The 25,168-nt window shown below is 50.1% G+C and carries 21 protein-coding genes and 1 pseudogene; 12 read left to right on the top strand and 10 right to left on the bottom strand.

The features are described 5' to 3' along the window. Positions 1–364: 364 nt before the first annotated feature. On the top strand, positions 365–769 hold the full coding sequence (locus HPY71_12690) for a hypothetical protein (GenBank protein NPV54354.1): 405 nt from the start codon (positions 365–367) through the stop codon (positions 767–769). Here the strand turns inward: HPY71_12690 and HPY71_12685 are convergent. Then, positions 714–1,085 carry a hypothetical protein gene (locus HPY71_12685; protein ID NPV54353.1) on the bottom strand — a complete coding sequence of 124 codons (372 nt, stop codon included), beginning with the start codon at positions 1,083–1,085 and terminating at the stop codon, positions 714–716. The two genes, HPY71_12690 and HPY71_12685, sit on opposite strands and share 56 nt — an antisense overlap. A gap of 250 nt (positions 1,086–1,335) precedes the next feature. Between HPY71_12685 and HPY71_12680 the strand changes: the two genes are divergently transcribed. The 9 genes and pseudogenes from HPY71_12680 (at position 1,336) to HPY71_12640 (ending at position 10,786) form a co-directional block, all read left to right on the top strand. Continuing rightward, on the top strand, positions 1,336–3,324 hold the full coding sequence (locus tag HPY71_12680; GenBank protein ID NPV54352.1) for a transglutaminase domain-containing protein: 1,989 nt from the start codon (positions 1,336–1,338) through the stop codon (positions 3,322–3,324). Between the two features lie 334 nt (positions 3,325–3,658). Further along, entirely contained in the window at positions 3,659–4,735 is a 1,077-nt protein-coding gene (locus HPY71_12675; protein ID NPV54351.1) for a LacI family DNA-binding transcriptional regulator, read from the top strand. 245 nt (positions 4,736–4,980) lie between these two features. Continuing rightward, a complete protein-coding gene (locus HPY71_12670) occupies positions 4,981–5,925 on the top strand; it encodes a sugar ABC transporter substrate-binding protein (GenBank protein ID NPV54350.1) in 945 nt (314 codons plus the stop codon). 108 nt (positions 5,926–6,033) lie between these two features. Further along, the gene (locus HPY71_12665; protein NPV54349.1) at positions 6,034–7,035 is read left to right on the top strand and encodes an ABC transporter permease; all 1,002 of its coding nucleotides are present in this window, start codon (positions 6,034–6,036) and stop codon (positions 7,033–7,035) included. Between the two features lie 74 nt (positions 7,036–7,109). Beyond that, positions 7,110–7,958, top strand: a complete 849-nt coding sequence (locus tag HPY71_12660; protein ID NPV54348.1) for a sugar ABC transporter ATP-binding protein — start codon at positions 7,110–7,112, stop codon at positions 7,956–7,958. Between the two features lie 17 nt (positions 7,959–7,975). Then, positions 7,976–8,830, top strand: coding sequence for a sugar phosphate isomerase/epimerase (locus HPY71_12655; GenBank protein NPV54347.1), 855 nt, complete (start codon positions 7,976–7,978; stop codon positions 8,828–8,830). A 145-nt stretch (positions 8,831–8,975) separates the two neighbouring features. After that, entirely contained in the window at positions 8,976–9,866 is an 891-nt protein-coding gene (locus tag HPY71_12650; protein NPV54346.1) for a TIM barrel protein, read from the top strand. A gap of 7 nt (positions 9,867–9,873) precedes the next feature. Next, positions 9,874–10,428 carry a substrate-binding domain-containing protein gene (locus HPY71_12645; GenBank protein ID NPV54345.1) on the top strand — a complete coding sequence of 185 codons (555 nt, stop codon included), beginning with the start codon at positions 9,874–9,876 and terminating at the stop codon, positions 10,426–10,428. Between the two features lie 202 nt (positions 10,429–10,630). Further along, positions 10,631–10,786 (top strand): annotated as a pseudogene (locus tag HPY71_12640) (ATP-binding cassette domain-containing protein). A gap of 487 nt (positions 10,787–11,273) precedes the next feature. Here the strand turns inward: HPY71_12640 and HPY71_12635 are convergent. The 6 genes from HPY71_12635 to HPY71_12610 form a co-directional block, all read right to left on the bottom strand. Next, positions 11,274–11,444: a hypothetical protein gene (locus HPY71_12635; protein NPV54344.1), complete on the bottom strand. Its 171-nt coding sequence runs from the start codon at positions 11,442–11,444 to the stop codon at positions 11,274–11,276. 436 nt (positions 11,445–11,880) lie between these two features. Further along, the gene (locus tag HPY71_12630) at positions 11,881–13,596 is read right to left on the bottom strand and encodes an IS1634 family transposase (GenBank protein NPV54343.1); all 1,716 of its coding nucleotides are present in this window, start codon (positions 13,594–13,596) and stop codon (positions 11,881–11,883) included. A gap of 277 nt (positions 13,597–13,873) precedes the next feature. Beyond that, entirely contained in the window at positions 13,874–14,176 is a 303-nt protein-coding gene (locus tag HPY71_12625) for a polymer-forming cytoskeletal protein (protein NPV54342.1), read from the bottom strand. A 29-nt stretch (positions 14,177–14,205) separates the two neighbouring features. After that, positions 14,206–14,967, bottom strand: a complete 762-nt coding sequence (locus tag HPY71_12620) for a M23 family metallopeptidase (GenBank protein NPV54341.1) — start codon at positions 14,965–14,967, stop codon at positions 14,206–14,208. 445 nt (positions 14,968–15,412) lie between these two features. Continuing rightward, complete coding sequence (locus HPY71_12615) at positions 15,413–16,000, bottom strand: polymer-forming cytoskeletal protein (protein ID NPV54340.1); 588 nt, start codon at positions 15,998–16,000, stop codon at positions 15,413–15,415. Positions 16,001–16,012: 12 nt separating this feature from the next. Further along, positions 16,013–17,083 carry a ParM/StbA family protein gene (locus HPY71_12610; protein ID NPV54339.1) on the bottom strand — a complete coding sequence of 357 codons (1,071 nt, stop codon included), beginning with the start codon at positions 17,081–17,083 and terminating at the stop codon, positions 16,013–16,015. A 339-nt stretch (positions 17,084–17,422) separates the two neighbouring features. Here HPY71_12610 and HPY71_12605 point away from each other — a divergent pair, with 339 nt between their 5' ends. Further along, positions 17,423–18,127, top strand: coding sequence for a response regulator transcription factor (locus tag HPY71_12605; GenBank protein NPV54338.1), 705 nt, complete (start codon positions 17,423–17,425; stop codon positions 18,125–18,127). Between the two features lies 1 nt (position 18,128). On the opposite strand, the gene HPY71_12600 is transcribed toward HPY71_12605, so the two are convergent. Next, positions 18,129–24,062: an AAA family ATPase gene (locus HPY71_12600; GenBank protein NPV54337.1), complete on the bottom strand. Its 5,934-nt coding sequence runs from the start codon at positions 24,060–24,062 to the stop codon at positions 18,129–18,131. Between the two features lie 138 nt (positions 24,063–24,200). Between HPY71_12600 and HPY71_12595 the strand changes: the two genes are divergently transcribed. Continuing rightward, entirely contained in the window at positions 24,201–24,287 is an 87-nt protein-coding gene (locus HPY71_12595) for a hypothetical protein (protein ID NPV54336.1), read from the top strand. A gap of 15 nt (positions 24,288–24,302) precedes the next feature. Here the strand turns inward: HPY71_12595 and HPY71_12590 are convergent, their stop codons facing one another. Together HPY71_12590 and HPY71_12585 are read right to left on the bottom strand one after the other, a co-directional pair. Further along, the gene (locus tag HPY71_12590) at positions 24,303–24,890 is read right to left on the bottom strand and encodes a hypothetical protein (GenBank protein NPV54335.1); all 588 of its coding nucleotides are present in this window, start codon (positions 24,888–24,890) and stop codon (positions 24,303–24,305) included. Positions 24,891–24,934: 44 nt separating this feature from the next. After that, positions 24,935–25,153, bottom strand: coding sequence for a hypothetical protein (locus HPY71_12585; GenBank protein NPV54334.1), 219 nt, complete (start codon positions 25,151–25,153; stop codon positions 24,935–24,937). Positions 25,154–25,168: the final 15 nt, after the last annotated feature.

Below are 25,168 nucleotides of genomic sequence, written 5' to 3'. Positions count from 1 at the left end.
AACCCAGTGGAGACTGTATGGCGGCACCTGAAGGGACACTTAGCCAACCATTGCTTTATGGACGTAGACGAACTCATCTGGGCCATTGAACAATACTTCAGTCATGGGTCCGGGGTGAATTTCAAGTTACCAATTGCTGCATAAAAAAGTTCGGTAAATTTTTGTGCATTAACTTAGAATAGCATTTGACGGATGGACCACCATAGGAAAGAATTAGATAACATGTGCCCTCCTGGAATCCCCGCTTCGGCACCAAGTTTTTCAAGGGGTTTCAGGTTTTCGCATAGCCCCCACACCTTCCTCAAAGGCTTGTTTGCCGTCCAATTTGTCGTCCATTGACCACAGAGAAGAATTAGATTCGAGCATGAGCCTTCTGCAATATATTATCGAACGTTTCGGCTACTTCGCGATCCATTTTATCGAACACATGACTATAAATATCTCCTGCCTGGCGACAGATCTGGAGTTGGAGGATGTAAGCGAGGGCGACCTGTATGAAGCGTTGGACTGGCTTACTCCCCAGCAGGCTCGCATCGAGAAGAAGCTGGCCGAACAGCATCTACACGAAGGGAGGATCGTGCTGTATGACGTCAGCTTCACCTACTACGAGGGCAACCACTGCCCCCTGGCCCAATTCGGCTACAATCGGGACAAGAAGAGGGGCAAACGTCAGATCGTCTTTGGGCTGCTTTTAAACCAGGAGGGCTGCCCCGTCAGTATTGATCTCTTCCCTGGCCATACTGCCGATCCGAAGACTGTCGCACCCTAATATGTTGGCCTACTACGTCGAGTGGCATTTGTGCCGGGCGTGGAAGGAACTGCTCTTCGATGACGAGGATCCGGGGCACCATGAAAACGAGTCCATCGTACGCGCGGTGATCCGTTCGGTCCACTCGCCCGACCCGGGTCTCTAACGCCCGGCCGCGGTAACCATTACGGTAGGTAGTGCATTCATCTGAACGCTCGTAACGTTGAGCGCGGATCTTCTCAGCCACCTCGAGCTCCATGAGCCCCTGAGCGAGTATCCTGACACCTTTACGAAGAAACTCAGGGTCATCAACATCGCCCTTGCGCAATAGGTTCATCAATACTACTCTAAAGTCGGTCACTCTATGAAGACATGCGCCTGCCCCTTTCTTGTCCCCAACACTCTCTCCAAATCGAAGTATTCCCTGTCAATCAAAGCACCACCCCCATGGTCGTTGACACTTAAATATGGATTTTAGAAAACGAAGGAAATATGCCCGGAATACCGAATAACTGATTAACGGGAACCCCGTCACGCGGGCTACGCAATCAATAATCAATGGCGTGAAAGGAAGGTGTAACTGCTCCATGAAAAAAGGCCATTTCCTCCCCATCGTTGTTATTGTATTATCGTTCCTCCTCTTTTGGGCCGGTCTTGCAACGGGCCAAGAAATACCTCAATTTAAAATAACCCGACTCAACGCGGATGGTATCCTTACTTCCACCGGCGATCTCCATCTGGATATCAACTGGAAGATGCCGGCAAATGCCGATTACATTGCCATAAAGCGCCTCTACCCGAGCCCCTATATCCTGCTGAGGGACGTGGTCTCGGGGCGATCGAGTTTTTTCGTGGAAAATGCGAAGGCGGAATATAAAGATGCTACCAACTCGATCGTCATGAGCGCGGACTTCAAAGGGGCAGCTGTGCTCAGACGTCAGAGATGGGAAGTGGATATGGGCAGGGACATGGAGCTGGTATGGCAAGAGGGACAGCGCGTGATACTGCTCCAGATCCTCCCCCTCGGATCAATGTTTATGGTCGGGAAATATAATATACGGCTTCCCCAGGAGGCCACGAACATCAAGTATAGTATAGACTCAGGCCTTCTTACATTCTCAATGCCAATCCCGCAGGTCCTTGGGAAACCCCAGCTAGAAGTAAAGCTTAAGTGCAAGCCACGAATTGCGGCGTCAGTCTACAAGGTATATGGAAACAAACAGATCGGGAACGGGACCTTCTGGGCGGCCAAGACCGTCTTCATGAATACAGGCAAGAGCAGCGTCCGCGACCTTGAGGTAAGGTATAGAATAAGCGGGTATGCTGACTGGTCTCCTTCCAGCAAATACTCGACCATCGTCCCCGGCGGGACGGTCGTTGACCTCTATTACCCCATAATTTCCCCAAAGGCTGCAGAACTGCGGACAGAGACGCCTGTCGACCTCGAAGTGGAATATAGCTACAAGGATGAAGCTGGCCACGTCTATAGAGACTCGGATTCCGCAAGGATATCCATACTTGGCATTAACCAATTTGAATTCTCCAACATACTCCCTGAGGAAAACACCGGAACGTGGACGGACAACTTCTCGAATGCACCGCTGCTTGCCGCATTCGTTACAAGGTTGGATGACCCGGTCAAGGCTTTCGCCGGGATGGCAAGCCAGCTAGCCGGAGGCGCGGCAGCCTCCTCGAGCGACGATGATGCACTCACGTACTGTAAGGCGCTGTATGATCTGGAAGTAGCCCACGGCATCTCCTATCAGACGCCCTCGGGCTTTCTTGTGGAGTATTCAGGTGGCCAGGATATCAAGTACCCTCGTGATGTGCTGCGCGACCGCTCGGGCACCTGCGTTGACCTGGCAATCACCTATGCCGCGGCATGTGAGGCTGTCGGTCTCAGAGCATATCTTTTAGTGATTCCCGGGCACGTTTATCCTCTCATAGAACTTCCGAGCGGCCAGATCCTGCCCGTAGAGACCACCGGGGTGGCCGGCGCGGCCGTAGGCAAGTCCGTTACCTTCGAGGAAGCGGTAAAGATCGGACAGAAGAACCTTCCCAAGGATCTCAACGAGAAGCCCCATTTTCTCGTAGATTTGCGGGAGATGTGGCGGCAAGGCGTGAGCAGTCCCGAGCTTCCGCGGCTCGACGCGGACGTCCTCCAAAGGTGGGGATATAAGCTCCCCACGGGTTCAGCTGCGTCACAACAACAAATCCCGCAACCCCAGGCCGCCCAGCAATCTCTTCCTCCTGTGGCAGACTTGAGCGGGACGTATCGTGGAACGGTGCTCATTACGAAGGGCCCCGCCGCGGGAAAGACGGGGTATGTGATGATCATGCTGCAACAGAACGGGGCCAGTATTAGGGGACAGTTTATGTTCGACCTCGTTCCCCCCGCTCAAGGGTCAGGCCCGCTTGAAGGCCAGGTTCAGGGCAACCAGCTAAACTTCCGGATGACTGTAATGGGGATTGCCTATGAATTCCAGGGCGTCATCCAGGGCAACACGATTCAGGGTAGATTCCAGTCAATACAGACAGGTGAGGCAGGGGAGTTTTACATAAACAAGTCATCATAAGACCCTCATGCCGCGCTGCGGCGCCGCAGAGAATGAAGATGTCTCTTCTGAAAACAACTGGGTCATTTTCAGGCTAAGTTTAAAGGTATAAGAAATTCGGCTCTCTGGAGGCGAGGAAACCGTCGATCCAGGATTACAATTACAATATGCATAGGATAAACTGTGAATACGCGGCAATAACCTTGTGGAGAAGGCAAATGATATAACGGGGAATGGAACAGGTATTGGTGCGATCAGGCAGCGGCGTAACTGACAAACCCATCCCTGAGGTTATGCGCGGTAAGATTTTTTTAGACCATGCAGGAAATATAGAATCAAAGTCGAAATATATATCATGAAAAGGATTGCACAATCGATTGCAACAATTATACCTATGGGTGGTAACTTGGCTGAGGGTAATAATAGTAGACGTTTGACTATAGCGGATGTGGCACAAGAGGCTGGGGTTTCCTCGAGTACGGTATCCCGTACCCTATCCGGAAAAGTCCCCGTAAATGATGATACTAAGAAAAGGGTACTCGCTGCCATTAAAAAGCTTGGATTCACGCCTAATGCGATGGCAAGGAGCCTCCGTAATAAATCCACTCAGACGATAGGATTGGTATTACCTGACCTGAGGAACCCTTTCTTTTCCGAGATTGCCTGGGGAGTGGAGAACGAGAGTCTGAAACAAGGCTATAATGTGTTACTATGTAATACTGCAAACAGCAAGCAAAAGGAATTATCGTATGCCCGGGTTCTGGCCGAAAAGCGTATGGATGGAGTCGTTTTCGCCGCATCAGGGGACAACAAAGAAGCTGTACAGTTTCTAACTAATCTGCAAATTCCGATGATATTAATAGACCGATACATCCCGGATATGGGCGTTGACATTGTCATGAGTAATAATGAGTCCGGGTGTCGCATGGCTATGGAATATCTAGCTAACCTCGGACATAGGGAGATAGGGATGATCACAGGAAATCCTACCCTCATAACCATTCGACAGCGTTCATCCGCTTATTATGATTTCATCAAAGAAAATGGTTTGCCTTCCAACGATAAGTGGATAGTCTTTGGTTGTGAGTCTTTTGATGACGGCTATAACGCCGGATTGAGAGTGCTTTCGACAATCAATCGTCCCACTGCTATAATTGCTGGCTCGGATCTTATAGCCGTCGGAGTAATGAGCGCGGCGAGAGAATTGCAGTTGAGGGTTCCACAAGATGTGTCTATCGTTGGCTATGATGATGTACCGCTTTCAAGGCTCAGCAATCCTCCCCTTACAACGATAAGACAGCCGATTTCTGACATGGGAAAGGTTGCCGTTAGACTCCTCGTGCAAAAGATTAGAGGTACGCGAAAAAAACAGACAAGTATGGTTCTGCCAGTGGAGTTGATTGTTCGAGGTTCGACATGTCCGCCTTCATGAGAAAACAGATTTATAGAGCTTTATTACTCCGTTTTATGAAAAGGATTGCACAATCGATTGCGAAAACCAAAACAAAAGCCATTGGATTGCTGGAGTCCCATTAGTGAAAATTCGATATTCGGTAGATGAGTTGAACTGACAGAAGATTCTATGGAAAGGGGAGATGAATGCCGGCCAGGCTGGTAGGTCTGAAAAACCGAATAATGAATAGCCCATGGTACTGAACTATCGGGGGGGTATGAGTAATGAGAAGTCCAAATAGGCGATGTACCAAGACGTTTATAATGACTACCATAATTTTATTGTTGTCTATGAGTATGGTTGCGGGTGCAGGAGTTGCTAAAGATAAGATCACCATCGGAATAGCGATCCCGTACATCGGCCAGGAATTCTGGGCGGATGTTGCCAAGGGCGTGAGGGAAGCAGTAGCAGAACACCCTAATGTTAAGCTCATCTACGCAGAATCGCACCAGAATCCAACGGAACAGATAGGTCAAATTGAATCTTTCATTGCTGCGGGGGTGGATGTGATTTTGCTTCCACCGGCTGACCCTACTGCGCTTGCTCCGGCCGTGAGGGAGGCAAAGAGAGCCAATATCCCGGTAATCGGTGTTGATACTGCAGTTGTAGGCGAAGAAGTGGTGAGCCTTGTGGCCAGCAACAACTTGAGCGTAGGCAGAATAGCCGGAAAGTATATAGCTAAACAACTCAACGGAAAGGGTGATTTGGTAGTTATCGGTTATCCGCAGCATGAGGCAACTAGGAAACGTGTTGAAGGACTGAAGCTTGCCTTGAAGGATTATCCTGGAATAAGAATTATTACTGAGCAGGTGGGCAAGCTGCCTCCTGATACTTACGCCCAGGCAGAAGACATATTGACCGCTTACCCCAAATTCGATGCTGTGTTTGGGGTTGCTGACGTGCTCACGATACCTTTCTGGAAAGCGGCCAAGGACGTGGGAAGGAATAAGGAGATAATCTTCGTGGGTGTAGACGCCACGGGAGAGGCCATCGCGGCAATTAAGGAAAAAAGCGGTTATGCTGCCACCGTGGCTCAGCAACCGGTTAATATGGGACGCCTTGCCGTGGAGACAGCGCTCAAGGTAGTAAAGGGTGAACGGGTTGATAAGTTCATTGAAGTACCGACGCTTCTTGTGACCATAGACAATGTAAACAAATTTGTCAAGTAGATCGAAGAAGCTAGAGTGGAGTTTATGCTCCTCGGGGCAATTCTCTTGCCTCGAGGAGCGTCTAGATGATGTTTCCAAATGCCTTCCGATACAGGTGGTGAGAGTAATATGACGTCTACGGAAGCTCAAGAATTACCGACTATTGAATCGGCGCAAGTGAGGAGATTCTCTCTTAGAATCAACCCGTTGATTGGCCTCGGGATCGGCCTAATCGTACTTTCTGTTGTCTTATCCATTGCTACGGATGGCTTTTTTACAGCATATAACCTTTTAAATATCTTCCGCCAGATATCGTTGACTAGCATTATGGCGGTGGGTTTCGGGATCACAGTCCTTTCGGGCGGAATGGATATATCTTTAGGCAATGTTGCGGCACTTACGGGGATGACAGTTGCCTGGCTTGTTGCCACGGTGGGTGTCAGCCTGGGCTTATCTTTATTATTAGCACTTAGTCTCGGGACATTTGTGGGCCTTATAAACGGGGTTATCATAGCCTACCTGGGAGTTCCTCCCTTCATTACTACACTCGCCATGATGTTCATCGCGCAGGGCATAACGTTTGAGACTACAAGAGGATATCCGATCTATGAAGGAATGACACGCGAGTTCTTGTTTATCGGTCAAGGCTATATCGGCCCCATCCCGTTTCCGGTGGTTATAATGGCGGCGCTTTTTGTAGTTGCGCATCTTTTTTTAAGCAATACGAAACTAGGCCAGTACATCTATGCCATAGGTGGAAATGAAGAGGCTGCCAGATATACGGGCGTAAATGTAAAGATCGTTAAGACTGCTACATATGGGATCGCGGGCTTTTGCGCAGCCCTCACAGGGGTGGTTATGACCTCACGGCTGGGCTCCGGCCAACCAGCCGCCGCGGGCATGAACTTCTTCCTGACGGCGGCGACTGCCGCGATATTGGGGGGTATTGATTTGAAAGGCGGCATAGGCAATATGCTCGGGGTGTTTGTGGGCGCCTTGTTTCTTGGTGTGCTTAGCAACGGTTTGACGTTATTAAAGGTCTCGGCCTACATGCAGTGGATCGTCATGGGTATCATACTAGTTGCGGCCATAGTGTGGAACTCAGCCCGAGCAAATAGAGGCATTGAATGAAACAATTGAAACCTCTTGTAGCCTCTAAAAAATCACTGGTGTGGAATCTGAGCCGAGGTGAGCGTTATATGAATATGACAAGTTGCGTACCTATAGATGAAAAACAGGAGCAAGTCCAAAAGCAACCTATCGTTCAGATGATAAACATCTCGAAGTCTTTCGGGGCTGTTCAGGCGCTTAAGAATGTTAATCTAGAGCTTTATTATGGAGAGGTCCTCGGTCTTGTCGGTGATAACGCCGCCGGGAAATCAACACTTATGAAAATACTGGAAGGGGTCTTGCCCTACGATAACGGCAAGATTCTCTTCGAAGGGAGGGAGGCCAATATTAAGTCACCTTTAGATGCACGAAGATTGGGCATTGAAATGATATTCCAAGACTTCGCTCTATGTAAGAATATGTGGGTGGCTGGTAACATCTTCATGGGCCGTGAACCCACTCGGGGAGGTGTGATCGGCCGATTTCTCGGGATTCTTGATAAACAACGAATGATCGATGAGTCAGAACAAATCCTGAAAAGCCAGAATGTCACAATAGGTTCTTGTAGGAAGAAGGTCGGGACACTATCGGGAGGGCAACAGCAGTCGATAGCCATCGCGCGAGCCATTGGCTGTAAAGCCAGGGTCATTATTATGGATGAGCCAACGGCCAGTCTGGGAGTGAAACAGGCCGCACGCTTGATTGAGCTGATTAAGCGCCTTCGCGATTCGGGGGTTTCTATCATATATATCAGCCATATAATGCAGCATGTGTTCGCTGTTTCCGATCGCATCATGGTGCTTAAGACAGGGGAGAAAGTAGGCGAATTCAAAACAAGGGAAACCACTATAAATGAGGTTGTCAGGAGGATGATTGTTGGAAAGGAAGAGAATAGACTTATTCGGGAGGGAAACGGATACGAACTCGATCATCAATCATTGTAGGAGGATGGGGAGAGTTTATGATAAAGTTTGGACTGCATGTTTTTACATGGACGAGTCGGATGGATAATCAGGCTCTGGATTACCTGCCTAAACTGAAAGAAATGGGCTACGATGGTATAGAAATTCCTCTTGTTGCGGATCATCTTGAGTTTCTCGACCCCGTTTATGTGCAGGATAAACTCGCCGAAACTCAAATGGAGTGTGTTACAGGGACTGGATTTACAGCTGACATGAGTATAATTTCGGATAATCCGGGCATACGCGAAAAAGGTATGGCTCATATGAAACGGTGTATAGATTTAACCGCAGATGTAGGGGCACAGCTTATTACTGGAGCATTATACGCCCCAATTGGTCTCCGTCCCCAGGGGGGAAGAACCCCTACACAGTGGGAGCGAAGTGTTACCAATTTGCGTGAAATAGCACGCTATGCGGCCGAGAAAGGTGTTATATTGGGTTTGGAACCGCTTAATAGATATGAGGTATTCTTCTTGAACACTGCGGCGGATGCTGTCGCCCTGGCAAAAGCTATCGGAGAACCCAATGTAAAAGTCCACCTGGATACCTATCACATGAACATAGAGGAGAAAGATATTTACCGCACCGTGGTTGAGACAGGCGAATTCCTCGGCCATGTTCATTGTTCTGAAAATGACCGCGGGACACCTGGAACTGGCCACGTGGATTGGGATGGACTCATACGAGGTCTGTTGGAAGTGAATTACGACGGATGGATTGTTATCGAATCGTTTTTTGAACCCATCCCCGCGATTTCTGATCTCACACCCATCTGGAGGAAACTGGCACCGAGCGCTGATGTGCTTGCTAGAGAGGGGTTAGAGTTCATAAAGAAGAAACTTTCGCAGCTATAGTCTGAGGCCGATTAATTAGAGGGAGAAAGAAAAAAGGGAGGAGAGGATCTCCTTGTCTGCAGAAACTACTTTCTTGTTTTCAACCAATTTGACCCCATTCTCCAGACGCTTGGATCGGTTTGTGCCGGGCGGATATGTGGACCAAGTGGACCTGAGAGAAGCTATTGCAACGGCCGGGGAAATAGAGGGATTGGCCGGGTTAGAATTCCTTTATCCCGCTCAGTTCGAGAGTACGGATGAAGTCAAAGAATTAATGAATGCTGCCGGGTTAAGGACATCTTGTGTACAGGTAGATGTGTTCACAGACCGCTCTTGGAAATACGGTGCATTGGCTTCAGCAGATGATCGTATTAGGAAAAGGGCTATTGAAGTGTCCCAGAAGAGTATGGATATTGCTGCTGAACTCGGTGCCGGCCGGATTCTGCTCTGGTTAGGGCATGATGGATATGATTACGTATTCCAAACAGATTATAGGAGGGCGTGGGACAACCTGATAAACTCCCTGAAGGAGATTTCAGATTATCGTCCAGATATTCGAGTAAGCATTGAATACAAGTTAAGGGAACCGAGAACGCATAGCCACCTTGGAAACATGGGAACCTGTCTCGTTGCCATCAGTGAAGTAGGAAATCCCAATCTTGGGGTCATAATCGATACAGGACACTCGCTGATGGCTTATGAAAATCTGGCCGAGATGGCACTCCTGGCAATGAGGCGAAACGCACTGCATGGATTTCACCTGAACGACTGCTTCCGTTTCGCAGACGACGACCTCATTCTCGGAACGGTACATACTTGGGAATTCGTGGAGCTGTTTTACTGGATGCTTAGAACGTCATTTGACGACTGGTGGACGCTTGATACTTACCCCTACCGCGAAGACGGTGTCCAGGTCATTGAGCAGAGCCTGAAAATGTTCGGGACTCTAATGGGGTTAGCCCAAAGGCTGCTTGAAAAGGAAATTGACCTGCTTCAGTTCAAGAACGACGTGCCAGCCGTTATTGAACTGATACGTGATCTGGGATTGAAATCGTAGGTTGAAAATGCAATTGATCTCCGGTGAGTCAGTATTTGTCATCTTCGTCGGTTCGCTTATCGTCCCAGCCCACAATATTTGGGCGGATGCTGGTCTCAAGCTGGCTCAAAAGAAGTACCCGAATCTGGTCCAGGTCGCAGATCGTTATCCGGTATCCGAAGATCAGAACTTGGCTCGACAGACTGCCTTAGAAATACTTACCGCTCACCCGGATATTAAAGGATTCCTATGTTTCGGGAGCCAGGGTGCGCCAGGGGCAGCCCAGGCGGTTCGTGAGAAAGGTCTGCAAGATAAGGTAGCCGTTATTGGAACCACCTCTCCGAAGCAAGCTGCTCAATACCTCGAGGATGGTTCCATGGATTATAGTATCCTCTGGGATCCGGGTGAGGCCGGGTATGTTATGACTTACCTGGCTAAGATGGTTCTCGATGGGAAGGCCAACAAAATTGTTGATGGCGTAGAGATTCCGAAAATCGGGAAGGCCAAGGTCGTGGGGCATAATGTCCTGTTTGACAGACCCTTGATCGTGACCAAGGATAACGCTAAAGATTATGATTTTTAAGTAGACCCTCATGCCGCGCTGCGGCGCCGCAGAAAGTGAAAATATTCCTGGAAGCAATTGGGTTATTTTTAGGTTGGCCTTCAAGTTAGTTCATTTAGTGTGTGGTTTTCCATACCCTGGAGATACCCTGGAGTATGGAAAACCACACGATTTTAAAAAATACCCTCATGTTTCGCTAAGAAATGAGAGATGGTTTGAGGCAATGGCTGACTTTTTGCGCTTAACTGGTATCCATAAGAGCTTTGGCGGTGTTCAGGCCCTAAAAGGCATCGATTTTTCCATTGGAAAAAGCGAAATCCACTGCCTAGCTGGGGAAAACGGCTCAGGTAAATCCACACTCATAAAGATTATTTCCGGCAATCTACAACCCGATATGAATAGATTACTTAAACAAACCGAGTTTTATCTTGCATTGGTTATTATCATCTTAGGTATGGTAATAACCATCTTTAACCCTCGTTTCCTTGGCGCGGAGAATATCTTCGATTTGATGAAGAGTTTTTCGGTCGTTGGTATCATGGCGGTCGGGGTGCTCTTTGTGCTCATCCTGGGTGGTACTCCCGATGTTTCTTTTACTGCTATAGCCCAAGTCGTTGAGTATGTAGTCGTAATTATGACCCTCAAAATAGTCGGTCAGGAGCTGAACGTCATTGCCGCGGTCTTCCTTGGGGGAGCGAGCGTCTTCGGCGGTAGCGGAACCGTTATTGGGACTTTCCTAGGGATTATGCTTCTCGCTATTGTAAATAATGGCCTGACTCTTCTGGGGATCTCGTCTTATACGATATAGGTTCACAACAGAGCCCCTGTATTCCTTTCCCGAGGTGGATGGAATGCAGGGGCTACAATTAAAGGCCCGCGAGCCCGGGTGTTGCAGAAAAACTTGGTATTGAGCCGGGCAGCTTCCTGCCACAGGTGGGACAATATGCTTTTTTGTCATTCTCGGGCCCTACCTCAGCGAGAACAGCCCCTCCGATATCTAAGACAATTTTAGTGATTGCGGAGATAGCCTCCTCCATCAAGCCCTCTACTGAATCAACATTCAGCTCGCTATTCTTTCTCTTGGTATCAGCCTGTTCAACGAACTTCCTTAAAATACCTTCGATATTCTTTGCGTTTTGTTATACAATAGTATCGGTATACATAGTCTAAGATTCCTCCCTTCTAACTAAAGGTTTTCAAAGGAATCTTAGACTATTTTTTGTCCCTTTTCAAAGGTAACTCCTATACTCCCAGGAAGACCATGCCTCTTATGCCTTGCCCTTCTTCACTTGAACTTTATGCGCCCAACACATATAGCTGTAACATCGGGTACCCAGGCCAAATATCCACGGTAAGCTCTTCATCCCGGTTGTTATACGAATACGAGGCCCGTTGCATATATCTTCAAGACCTACATTTCGCACCCTTACCCCTGATGTTTCTTGTTTTTCCCCGGAATCATTTTTTATCTCTTCACTCACGCTGATACGGGCTCGGACGGACGACTACGTATATGTCCTGAGTAAAACCTGCAAGCCTTAGTATCCTTTCCAGCGGCTCTTCGTTCGGGATCTCTTGAATTACCCGGTACTCCCGATCTCCCTCCTTGGCACATAATACCTGATACGGAGCCAGGAGCTCCAGTATCCGGTTCCCGGTGGGTGCCGTAGTCTTCACTCCCCCAGCTACCACTATGTGACTACCCTCAGTTTCTAAGGCCTTCCGTACCCTTCGTTGCAATATCCGGTGTATCAAGAGCGCCATGAGTAGAACATATGCCAGCGCCTCTATCCTGCTCTCCTTCTTCAGATAAATCGCATCAAGATATGTCGGGTCCTTCAGGAACTTGAACGACGTCTCTACCCCTATCTGCTCCTTATACTCCCGTAACACATCGGGAGGCTCCATCAGCAAATCATTCGTTATCAGCACAAAGCAGTTATTGCGTTCCCTTGCCCGCTTTACCGCAGACTCGCTGAGTGCCCCGATGACTGGCCGAATCCTATAGACCGTTTCCAGTTCCACAACTTCGTCTTTCTTGGGCCGTCCCTTTTTGGCACGCTTCTTCGGCCGGGTTTCTTCGATAACTTCAGCTGACATTGGGTAGAAGTCATTAGCATGCTTGGCCAGAAACTCTTCTAAAGCCACACTGGCATCTGGTTTACACGCAAACTCCTTCGCCTGTATCTCTTTGGCTGCTGTGGTTAGATCCTTATGGAGCTCTTCAATGCGTCTATCCAGGGCTTTGACCTTTCTCTTGTCTAATGCTGTTGAATAGACTACTACAAAGTTGTAAAGGCGCCCATAGAGCTCCCTCGTGAATGCTTGAACCTTGTATGACGCCGCCTTTCTGTAAGCCGCTCCATCCCTTGCGCTACACAGCTTTCCAACCTCAATCCATTCGTTCTTCTCCCACGCCAGTTCCTTAAGCTCGCCTTCGAGGGTAAAGGTCGCAGGGAATCGCGATACCACAAGAAGCCTCTGCTTGGCGATCTCCTCCAGGTTATCTTTTGTCACCACACTTGAGTCAGCCACGTAAATTACCTTGGTAAGGTCAACCTTGTCCAAGTGGGCGGCCATCGTCTTGATGAAGTCGTTGTTCCATGTCTTGTCGTCCACATTCCCACTTAGAGGCTCGCCGATTACAGGGATACCATCCTGGGTTACTCCAAGCCCCACCTTGAGCTGGAGAAGGTCTGGACGGTGATCTTTGCTATGTCCCCTGAGAAGGCGGATAAAGGGGCTAGAGTCCTCTTCTTCCTCATCGTGCTGGTATTCGCCATAGACCGAGATGGAGGTTGTGTCGGCGTGAATCCGGTTCAGCACGATGTCCTCTATTGCAAGAGCGGTTAGCATGATTGTTGAGGTAACCTTCTTGGGGTTAGCTTCAACAAGCATATCCAAAGCCCTGGCAAGACAATCATCATTTAGGTCTTCACAAGTTACGCCCTGGCCCAGGAGGTTCTCCGTATCCTGGAACTTGAAGAACCGTTCAACGTTGTAGAGTGGCGTTTTGCCGGCAAGGATGTTTATCACAAGAGCCTTAATACGTATAGATGGAGGCAGCTTACACTGAGTCTCGTCCCAGGCAAGGACAGAATCCAGAGTCTTACTGATCCCAAGGGCATCGAACAATGCCGAGATAAGAGGAGCGGGCCCAGCGTGAAATATCTTCAAGGATGGAACCATAGGAAACACCCCCGCCTCCATTGTACATAAAAGCAGGGGAAAGTACAAGTAAATATATACCAAATAACCCTATAAGTGTATAATTGTCACTAAAATGTTTCATCTTTACATGCGACCTCAAAAAATATCACCGCGCGCCCATGAGGGGTGCGAAATGTACGTCAAGAAAGAACGCGGTGATGTTTTTGTTCAATTATTTATCTACCAGAGGAGGGGTGGCCCTTCCTTCTTCCCGGGCCCCTTCTACTCCTTCTTACAACATTATACGGACGCTACTCTATTGAGCTAGTTCCACCTGAATATTCCCCTCTAGACTGGCGGTAGCAGCTATTTCGATGCGGCCGGCAGGTATAAGGTTTCCTTTCACCTTACCGGCAACGAGAATGTTCCTGGCCTGAATCTGAGCCAAGACCCGCCCGCTTTCGCCGATCATGACATCTCCCTCGGTTGAGATTTCCCCCTCTACCTGGCCGTCAATCCGCAGGGTGCCACGGGACACAATCTTGCCCCGGAAATGTGTTTCCGGAGCAATCAAAATGTCGATTCTGTCGGCCGGAGTCGTTTTTTCTTTGCCACGCATACCACTTAAACCCCTTCCTCTACCAAACTCTACGGTAGCACCTCAAGCGGATCAACCAGCTTTCCGTTTACTGAAACCATAAAATGCAGGTGGGGACCCGTACTCCTACCGGTGGAACCTACTCTGGCAATAGCGTCGCCTTTTTTGACCCTTTGGCCCTTCTTAACCAGAATGGAAGAAGCGTGGGAGTATTGGGTCCGGTAACCGTACCCATGATCGAGGATTACGGTACGGCCGTAACCGGCAAGCCAGCCAGTAAATATAATCCGGCCACTACCTGCCGCAACGATTGGGGTACTCATGTTGGCGGCAATATCCAGCCCATCATGAAACTCTTTTCCTCCGCCAAAAGGCGACTTACGATAGCCAAACCTGGAAGTGATGATACCCCGTACAGGCCACCTCGTGGGAAGGGCTGCCAGATATTGGCGGCGGGAAATAACGACCGTTTTCAACCTTTCCAGATTGGCCACCTGTTGTTCCAGCAATGAATTCAACCCGTCAAAGTCCGTGGCAACCTCTCGCAATACTTTTGACCATTCATCTACGCTAGAATCAAGGGCTCTGGCTGAACTCGGGGCCTCTTCCCCCTGGGGATTTCGCGGTGGACTATCCACCGCGCCGGGAATACCGCCGGGGATGTCACCGCCCCCTACCGAACCCGCTCCCTCATCTAGAAAGCTTGTGCCTTTTCTAGGTGGAAGGTCCACCAATTCTCGCACTTGCCTGTCCAGTTCCTCCAGAGCCTGTATTTTATCCAGAATAATCTCCGCTTCTTGTTTGAGCCGCATGATCTCCTGTTGTTGCCGCCGATTGCCAGCTTTGAGTTTTTCATAGTTTTTAGCCTTAGGGCGTAGTTGCAGGTTGGAAACGAACAAATGTGTACTTACAGCCAGTATGGCAATCGCAGTCCCCACCGCCATTTTCAAAACCCAGCCGGGAATTCTTAAATTGGTCACCCTACCGTAATAATTAGGGATAATGAGCAGTGTCAAGTGTACCTTATGCTTAGGTCTGCCTTTTTTCATTTAGTCATCGCCTAGACCCCTAAAATGCAGTTGCTGTGTTCAATTTCGAAGTTATTGCTAATAACTCTAAGCGTAAGTTCGAGTGTAAGTTCGAAGACTATCGCCACTTTTTCAGGACTTACGGTGCTTGCGGCGCGCCGTCCCCGGAGCGCAACACCGTAAGTCGTGGAACGTGCTGGTAAACTGGCGCAAATCAAGGAACCTACACTCAGTAACTAATGTAAAAGTGGGGCTGTCTGCAATTGGGAAGCGGCCTCTGCTCGTCTACCTGCAAAGCGCGTGTCTTCTCTGGCAGCGGTATTGCTTCTTGAATATCGTCGTTCTGCCCGTGCTGCCCGTTGGGTCCGGGCGCATCATCTAACAGTTCACTGTTGGAGTCCGCCGAGTTTTCGTAAAGGTTCCCATCGTCAGTCTCCCTGACATCGCCAGTTGGAGTGGTATTGCCCGGATACTCCTCCCCCTCTGCATAGCTTGCTTTCTCGCTTTCGCTCCCGCCCCTGTTAATCAGCGCACCTCCATCTTTAACGGACAGGTACTTGCAGTTTAGTCTGTCGTAATACAGCTGCCCGGAAGAATGAATCACCAGGGTTTCGGCCTCCACGTCGCCCTGTACCACGCCGGCAATCTCAAGGTTCTTGGCCTCGATTTTGCCGTAAAAACGGCCGGAAGGATTAATCAGCACGCTATTTCCCTTACGAATCATGCCGTTAACGACACCGTTGATTTCAATTAAACCGTGATTTTCGCACGAGGTTCCTGCATTGAAAATGTTGGTCAATAAATTCGCTACCCTCATCAAGGAATCACCCTAAGAATCTTGTTCGGCCTGAGCCTGAGCCTGAGCTTGAGCTTGAGCCCAGGCTTGAGCTTGAGCTTCTTCGCCGGTGCCCGGGGATTTCCACAACCGGTTGCCCCAAGCTAGATAGCCGCGGCAGTTGGCGGTGATGGGGTCGGCGGCCAGTTTTGCTTGTGACAGATGCGGCAGCAGGTAAGAACTAACGGCCTGCCCGCCGCCGCCGGTTAGAATCAGATTATCGAAATCGGGACACCTCCACTGGGAGTTAATCTCCACCAGAATATTTGTAGCCAGCTTCTCGAAGGCATTCGCGACAATATCGGTAATGTCAAGCGTTTGCCCCGAAACATTAATTTTGCGCTTAATGATAGCGCCGTCAAGGGCGTAACTCTCTTTTTCCAACCCATATTCCGTAGCCAGATTTGAGCCGACATCGCTATAGGCTGTGGCCAAACCTACCGACAGCGATTTGCTTTTTTCCGATATGTATTCGCCGTCTTCTATTGCGACCAGATCGGTCGTCCGGAAGCCAATGTCAATGATCCCGGTCAGGCCCTCCAGGGGAACCGCTGCCTCTTCTCCTTCCAGGTTGAGAAATTGAGACCAGTAAGTTCCCAGTGGCTGGGGCACTATTTCTACCTCGGAAACATAAACCCTGGTATCCTGGATTTCCCCTCCGCGAAGCGTCTTGATAGTCCTCTCGCCCCTAACCCGCGTTTGGAGATCCTTGGCCAAATGTATTCTCTCCACCGGAAGGCCTGTCACTACCTTAAATTCATTAGTGCGATTGTGACAGAACAAACTCAAGGCGCTGTAAAAGAGAATTTCAAAATCCTCTCCCGTGGCGCGCGTGTAGGAAAGGTCGCGGTAAACAAACTTCGAGTGTCTTATGGCGGCTTTGCCGACGAAATACAACTTTTGCCCCATTCCGATTTTTAGATCATCGAGCGTATGGCTAGTTCTTGTACTAAACGTGGGCTTGTTATGGCCTTCACCCACCACGCTGGGGAAAGAATAGCCGGACTCTCCATCAGTAGCTTTTACAAAGCCATAACCTACATCCAAACCGACTAATTTTGTCATACCTTAACCTCCCAATCCTAATAGGACTTACAAGCTTGTACAGTGGGACCGATGCGTTGTCTTCTCCTGACGCACACAGGATCCTGAAGTGACATGGATCTACACCACTCAGTATTGATTATAACAACTTCAAATTAACCTCTTTTAAACAGACTTAAACTTTCACTAACGTTTTTCTCAAATTTCCGTAATTTTGGAAGACCTGTATATCCCTGGTCCAGAAGGCCCTCCTTCGTGTGCTTTGTCACTAGCGAACCGGGGAAAGAGGAGATGTCTCTTTTAAGGAGAATATGATTATAAAAACACAATCATAAAAGCATAATCGGGCAGGGAATGCTCATGGCTGGAGAAAAGATTTTAGTGGTTGACGATGAAGCTGTGGTAAGGAAGGTGGTTGAGCATCACCTGGTGCGAGAGGGTTTTCAGGTGATCGCCGCCGGGGACGGTGGCAGCGTCTTTGAGCTGGTCCGTGCCCATGAGCCGGACTTGATTATCCTGGACATACTTTTGCCTGACCTTGACGGCATCGAGGTTTGCCGTGAAATACGTAAGGGAAATAACGTCCCGATTATATTTCTAACATCCAAGAGAGACTCTTCAGATATCGTGCTGGGCCTGGGCGTCGGTGGAGACGACTACATAGTCAAACCCTTCAACCCAAAAGAATTGATTGCCCGGGTAAAGGCGAACTTGCGCCGGGGTCTCCTGCAACACATAGTCTGTCAACCCCCAGGGCAAAAAGAAGTACTTGCTTATCCCGGCCTGGAAATAGATCTCTCCAGCCGCACGGTTTCAGTAGGCGGCTCGCCGGTCGCCCTTACTAATAAAGAGTTCGAGCTTCTCGCCCTGCTGGCGCAAAACCCCAACCGGGTATTTTCTTATCACCAGTTGCTAGAATCGGTATGGCAGTTTAAGTACAATGCTGACTACCGGACGGTAATGGTTCACGTTAACAGGCTCCGTAAGAAAATAGAGCTGGATCCCTCCAAACCCCGTTATATCATCACCGTAAGGGGGATAGGATACAAGTTTCACCATCAGTAAATCAATGGAGCCATTGTTTAGCGTCCTCAAGAAAGGCTAACATCTCTTCCTCAAGCCGCCCGTACTTTGCCTCGATTACCATCATGAGCTCTTCTGCCGCATCCAGCTCGCCGGCCGAGGCCGTGCTCTCCAATTCTTGGCATAAGCCTGCAAAACCGGTGATGCCCAACAAGTAACCGCTTGATTTCATCCCGTGGGCCTGCAGGCGCAAAGTTGCGGCATCCTTCTGTTTGAGAGCCTCCCGGAGTGAGGCCAGCTTTGCGGGCATATCCCGCAAAAAGGTTTCTATTAGATCAATAAGAAAATCCCCATCCCCTCCTATCATTTCCCCGAATTCGTTACGCCTGGTGGCATCAACAAATGTTGATATGAAGGAATCCACCACCCGGCTTTCCATCCTTTTAATGCACCGCGCGCCTTCTTCCATAGTCACACCGGAATCAGGCAACCAGTGTGCCAGCACCTTTTGCAGATCCTCCATCCTGATCGGTTTGCTGAGGAAATCATCCATCCCGGCGCTTAAACACTTTTCCCCTTCCCCTGACATGACGCCGGCTGTCGTCGCAATTATGGGGGTTCTTCGCCCCTTGGTAGCCTCCAGGCTACGGATTGCCCTGGCCGCTTCGTAACCGTCCATCACGGGCATCTGGCAATCCATGAAGACAAGGGTATAAGTAGCCCGGGAATAAGCCTCCACCCCCTCCCTGCCGTTGCAGGCGATTTCGGCGGACAGGCCCAGCTTCTTCAATTGGGAGACGATTAATTTCTGATTAATGACATTATCCTCCACCACCAGGACGGTGCCAGATTTGTCTTTCCCTTGTAGTCGCATTGAAGCCACGTCAGCGGTAATATACCTGTCAACAGGTTCAACTTCTGCACTGCCCCGCTGGAAGGGTATGGTAAACCAGAAAGTGGACCCCCGCCCTGCGGCGCTTTCAAAGCCGATTTGCCCGTGCATCAGTTCCACCAGACGCTTGCAGATGGCGAGGCCCAGGCCGGTGCCACCGTGCCTGCGGGTCGTCGCAAGATCGACCTGGTAGAAGGGTTGGAACAAAAACTGCTGAGCCTGTGAGGGTATGCCTATGCCGGTGTCCTGCACCTCAAAACGAACGGTCACATGATCCGGTTCCTCTCTTTCCAGGAAAGCCCGGAGCGTTACTTCACCCTGTTCAGTAAACTTGACGGCATTGCTCATTAAGTTCAAGAGCACCTGGCTCAGGCGCATCGGGTCGCCGCGGAGTAGGGCGGGTATTTCAGGTGCGAGATAAGATCGTAGAACAATCCCCTTGCTGCGCGCTTTGGGCGCCACGGCGGCCAGGACGTTTTTCCCCACCGCCGGGAGGCAGAAGTTTGCGGATTCTAATTTGAACTTGCCTTCTTCAATCTTGCTGAAGTCGAGGATATCATTAATAACCGTCAACAATAGTTCGGAGGACTCCCGGATGACGGATGCGTATTCCCGCTGTTCTTGATCGAGGGGTGTTTGAAGCAGGAGTTCGGTCATGCCGATGACGCCGTGCATGGGGGTACGTATTTCGTGGCTCATGATCGCCAAGAAGTCGCTTTTGGCGCGGTTGGCCGCATCAGCGGCATCTCTTGCCCTCGTGAGCTGCTCATTGATTTGTTTCAGTTCCCTGGTTCTTTCAGCCACTGTTTGTTCCAGCATCTGGTTCCACCTGGACAACCGGTCCCGGGATTGTTCCAGGTCCGCATACAAACGGGCGTTTTCGATAGAAATGGCCATCTGGGACGACAACAGCCTCAAGATTTCCACCCGCTCCGGTGTAAAGGCGCCTGTGGACAGGCTGTTTTCCAGGTAGAGGACGCCAACCGTTTTCCCCTTTCCAACAATCGGCAGGCAAAGAACCGAAGACGTGAGCCTGCTGGCCACATAAGGGTCATCCACAAACATACCCGTTTCGGCCGCGTTGTCGAGAACTACAGTTTCGCCGGTCCTGGCCACGTAATTGACCACCGAGCGCGGTAAAAGGTCGCACTCTTCCAGGGGGACGGACTGCGGGACTTCGATGTTTATTTCATTTGGGCCGGTTTCTACTCGAGCTTCTATGTACAAGTGTTCGCCTTTCGGGAGGAGCAGGGCCCCCCGGCTGGCGCCGGCGTCTTGCATAACCGTTTCCATCATCTTTTTCAACAAGTCTTCCAGAATGATTTCCCCGGACAGAAGCTGGGCGGCCCGGAAAATGGCTTCCATGTCCACCATTTGTGACAGGTCGGGGCTTATCAAAGCGGGCGGTGCTTCCGAACCGGAGACCGCTGCCCGGCCCTCTTCTTCTCCTGCCAGCCAGGGGTATTGGGATCGAAGCTGCTCCGTTTTTATCTGTGCGCCCCAGGTGCGATAGCCCTCATAGGCATCTCGTATGTATTTCTGGGCCAAGTCGGTTAATCCCCTGGAAAAGTAGAATTTGGCTGCGCACTCGCTGGCAATGGCGGCATTCTGGATAAAGCGGTGGGTTCTCGCCGACCAGATAGCCTGATCATAGAGCAGGGCAGCCTTTTCGTTTTGCCGGCGTATGCGGGCCATCTCCGCTGCGATCAACAAGTGTTTGTGCTCGAAATTGGCCGGGCAGCGCCGGGCCCACTGCTTCATTTGACGGTGTTTTTTCAGCAGTAACAGCCAGAACGCCGTTTTTTTCCTGATCGAGAAGGTGTGATACGCTGCTGTAATAGTCAGGCAATAATAGAATACATGATCGGCAAGATAGACTTCGCCAAAGTACAGCCTTGTCAACCGTTCGGCCTCCTTTAACAGGGGCAGGGCCCGGTCATAATTACCCAGGAGGTAGTAAACCTGGTTCTTGCAAAGGTAGTAGTCAAAGAGTTCTTTTTCCCTGATTTGGTAACCTGTATCTCCCCGAATGAATCCTTCTTCATCGAAAGTATCGTCACTGAAACTATCCGGTCCCCGGGTCAAACCCTGCAGGTTAAGGACCAGTTGTCGGTATATAGTCAGGAAGCAGGGGAAATAGGGGTCTTTTACCTTCGACGCGAACTGGAAATACTCCCGGATTTGCTCCGCCAGTTCCTGCAGCGGCACGCCCCGGAAGTGCTTTGAAACAAGCAAAAAGGTCATGGCATATCCAGCATAGGTGAAATCGCGGAGAACCAGGCTGCCCTCCTTTGCCCTTTCCAGGTACGATTCGCCCTGCTGGGTGTGTTCCAGCCAGGGGAGGAAAAATGTCCCGTATAAAAAGTTGATGATATATTTCTCGTCCGGCGTCCCGTACCGCTCCGCCAGGGCCAGGGCTATCTTTCCCAGGGGAACCCCGGTTTGAAAGTCCTTCAGGCGGATAATACTCACCATGGCCAGGGTCATATAACCGGAGGCGGAATGGGCAAAATGGCCGTACCGTAAAGAAAGTTCACAGATTTTCAGGGCAATGGCAAATAATAGGTCCTCGTTATTGTTATAGGCGCACGGGGAGATGGCGACCAGTAGGTTCAAAACCGCCTGAACTTCCTCACCGCGCGCCGGCGGCAGTTCCGCTATCCGGTCAATCCCTATCTTTTTTATCAGCCTCTTGACCTTGATCAACTCCCGGACAATGTAAAGCGTGGAGGGTTTTGCCGGTAGATCATGTCCAAGTTCCCGCAGCCCCTGTAACCCCACGTTGATAGCCCTGGTATCAAAGTCGTTCTTGGTAGCGAACAAAATGGCGACTAAATGCAGTTGCGTTCTATCCAACTTACTCCGGGCTTTTTTCAACAGCTCCTGGTAGAGTTCCTCTGCTTCAGCATAATAGCCGCAGAGGTACCGGCATTCCAGATGCTCAAGGTGCAGTTGAAACGTCAAAGGATAGTGGGTTTCCCAGCACTTCTCTTCTAGCAGGCCCAGTCCTGTCTCGAGGTACTTTAGTGCGGTAGCGAAAGCTGAAGCCTGCTTGGCCCTTTTCCCCGCCAGGAGATTCAGTTCTGCGCCGCGGATTCTTTCATTGTTTTTGATTAGTAATTCTATCCCCAGGTTTAAGTGGTTAACTGCCGTAAAGAAAGCTGGCGGGTCGAACTCTTGCTTTATTCCCGGGGATCCCTCCCCTCCCCCCAGCATTAAACAGCCCAGGCGATAGTGGATAGCCTTTTTTTCTTCACCGGGGGTTAAGAGATATGCCGCCTGGTGAACCCGGTCGTGAACGAAACTGTAAACTTGCCCATCGACTTTCTGGATTAACCCTTCCCTAATGCAATCACTCAAACGCTCTTCGATAATGGTGGCGGGTTGACCGGAAACTTGTGCTAGCAACGGTGTGTCAAACGTATTCCCGATACAGGCGGCGAATCGCAGGAGGTTTTTGCTCTCGTCGGGCAGCAGCGTAATTTTCCCCACCAGAAAACTGACTATGTCGCCGGCAATTTCAGTTTGTTCTATTTGACGCAGGTCCCACTGCCAGCCACCGCCGCCGGGCCTGGGTAAAATTAACTCTTTTTTGTACATGACTTGGAGCAATTCTCTTACAAAAAGCGGATTACCCCCGGTCTTTTGATAAACGAACCCGGCGAGTGGCCTTGCTTCTTCCCCGCTGCAGCAAAGACTGGCTGCAACAAACTCCTCTACTTCGCAGGGGTCGAGGGGGGACAAGCTGATTGTCCTGAACCTGTTCGCCTCCCGTTCCATTGCCTGGATAGTTTCCCTTAAAATATGACCTGACGGCACTTCTTCCTCCCGGTAGGTGCCTATCAGCAAAAGGTGGCGGACCTCGTGTTCCAGGAAAATTGATTCCAGAATCTTTAAAGACCCGGGGTCGGCCCAGTGCAAGTCGTCGAGGAAAAGCACCAAAGGCGCATCTTTTTGGGCGAACAACTGGAGCAACTGAGAAAGGGCATAGAAGAGGCGCTCCCTGGCCTCCACGCTTGAAATGGCCTCCACTTTTGGCTGCTCGCCCACCAGCCGCTCGACGTACGGCATTAATGCCGTGACCAGGTAAACATTGGCGCCCAGTTGCGCGAGAATTCTCTCTTGCCAGGCGGTTACTTCTTCCTGGCTTCGGCTCATGAGCCACTGAAATAACTTCTCAAAGGCTTCAATTATAGGCCCATAGGGAGCCTTACTCTTGAGAGACTGGAACTTCCCGCTGATGAAAAATCCCTGCTTTTTTTGAACCTGCTTGCTAAACTGTTGGATCAGCCTTGTCTTGCCGATCCCCGCTTGACCTGCAACAAAAACGATTTCAGCCGGGCCGCGGCCAACCCTTTCCAAGGCCGCCTGCAGGAGTCGCAGCTCCCGTTCTCTGCCGTAAAACTCGGCTGAAAGATGAAATGCGGCGGGAACGTCGTGTTGACCGATCTTAAAAGGGGTGATGCTTTTCTGCTGTTCCCATTCCTCAAGGCATCGCCATAAATCCCTTTTTATACCTTCAGCGCTTTGATACCTGTTGTCCGGGTCCCTGGCCAGGCATTTCATCACGATGTCGGAAAGAACCGCCGGGATTTGCTTGTCCACCTGGTGGGGAGGTCTAATATTCCCGGCCACCAAGTTATGGAACCATTCCAATCTGTTTTTGCCCCCCACAGGCAGCCGGCCCGTCAACATTTCATAAAAGATTACACCTAAGGAAAACAGGTCTGCCCGCAGGTCTACCGGCCGGTTCAAACGGCCGGTCTGTTCCGGTGCAAGATAGAATAGGGCCTTGGGATCAGTATCCGGTTTCGTTGCGCGGCTAGAGTCTACCAAATACACCTTATCGTCCCGCCGGCTGATTAACAAGATATCCGGGTTCAGGTTACCGAGGATGACGCCTTCCCGGTGCAACCGGGAAAGAATTGCCGCTAATTGCACAGCAAGGCGCAAAAATACCCCCGGCGACATTTCTTGCAGCTGGAGATACTGTCGGAACGGCACAGCGTTTGCAGCGCCTACCTCCGAAAGACAATTACCGTTGTCCGGACATGTTTCTTCAAAGACCACTTTATCATCATCCAACGTTTCAAACTCCCCGCTTAAGCTGAAGCAGCTTACAATCTTATTTATTTTATAGCATCGTTACTAGGTATGCGCAAGTGCAAACAGAAAAAAAGCCTCGCCTTTTGATACAACGCAGACCGACCGTTCGTTTTCCTAATTCGCGATCTCCGTTCAGGAAGCATCTTGTTCATGGGCAGGCTGGCTGACCCGCGTGGTTATATGTTGACATTCTCCCCGGAATAAATTCAGGGGAGAATGTCAATTTCTATGTCCCCGCCTGCCTACTCTTGCTTTCCTATCGGGCGGTAGTTTGCTCATCGCAAGTTTCGTCGCCTCGCTGGTACTTCTTCTTGCGATACCAAATCTCCTCAACCCTTTGCTTGCATATGTTTTGCAGACCTTAAATGGCTTGCCTGGAAGCTCGGCCATTACCTTGTTTAAGTACTCGGCGATCTCCTGGCAACTCATACCCTCATCCCAATAGAGTGAACGGAAAATCTCTTTAAGGGACTGCCCCATTTTCTTCTCCAGGGCAGCTATCTTGGATTTATACTTTCCGGGGCGGTTCCATTTGCGTAAGCCTTTTCTGACCTCCTCCCTCATAGTGGCGATTCCTTTTTGTCTTAACTGTTTGAAGTCTATCCGTTCATGCTTAATAGCTGTTCGTATTGCTTGACTCTGCGTCCGCGTTGGTATGCAGAACCTCTTCATGAGTCTATAGATCCATGTGCGGGAACAACCCAACCGCGCTGCCACAAGCTCCTGGCTCAATTCTTCGTCCCAGTATAGCCGCCAAATAAGTTGAGCGAGCTCTTCGGGTGCCATATCCCACTTAAGCATATTCATAGCCATCAACCCTTCACTTCACATGTAACTTGGCAGTCTAAACGCTACTGAAAGAGCCTTGCTATCCTTTCCGTGAGAGACTCGATGCCCTTGACCGGGTTGGGAACCGTCATCCCGATGGCCTGGAGGAGGCTGATCGTAAACCCGAGAAGCACAAGAACAATAAATAGCGCAAGTTCTCCCCATTGCCTCTCTCGAATAATATCAGGCGCCTCATAGGCAACGATTGCGATAAACGAGATAACGAGCAATACAACTGACACAGGCGGTCCCTCCCG

This window comes from Bacillota bacterium, from assembly GCA_013178125.1.
Classification (GTDB): domain Bacteria; phylum Bacillota; class SHA-98; order Ch115; family JABLXJ01; genus JABLXL01.
Note: the sequence above shows the minus strand (reverse complement) of the source record. Positions and strands in the feature narration are given on the sequence as shown.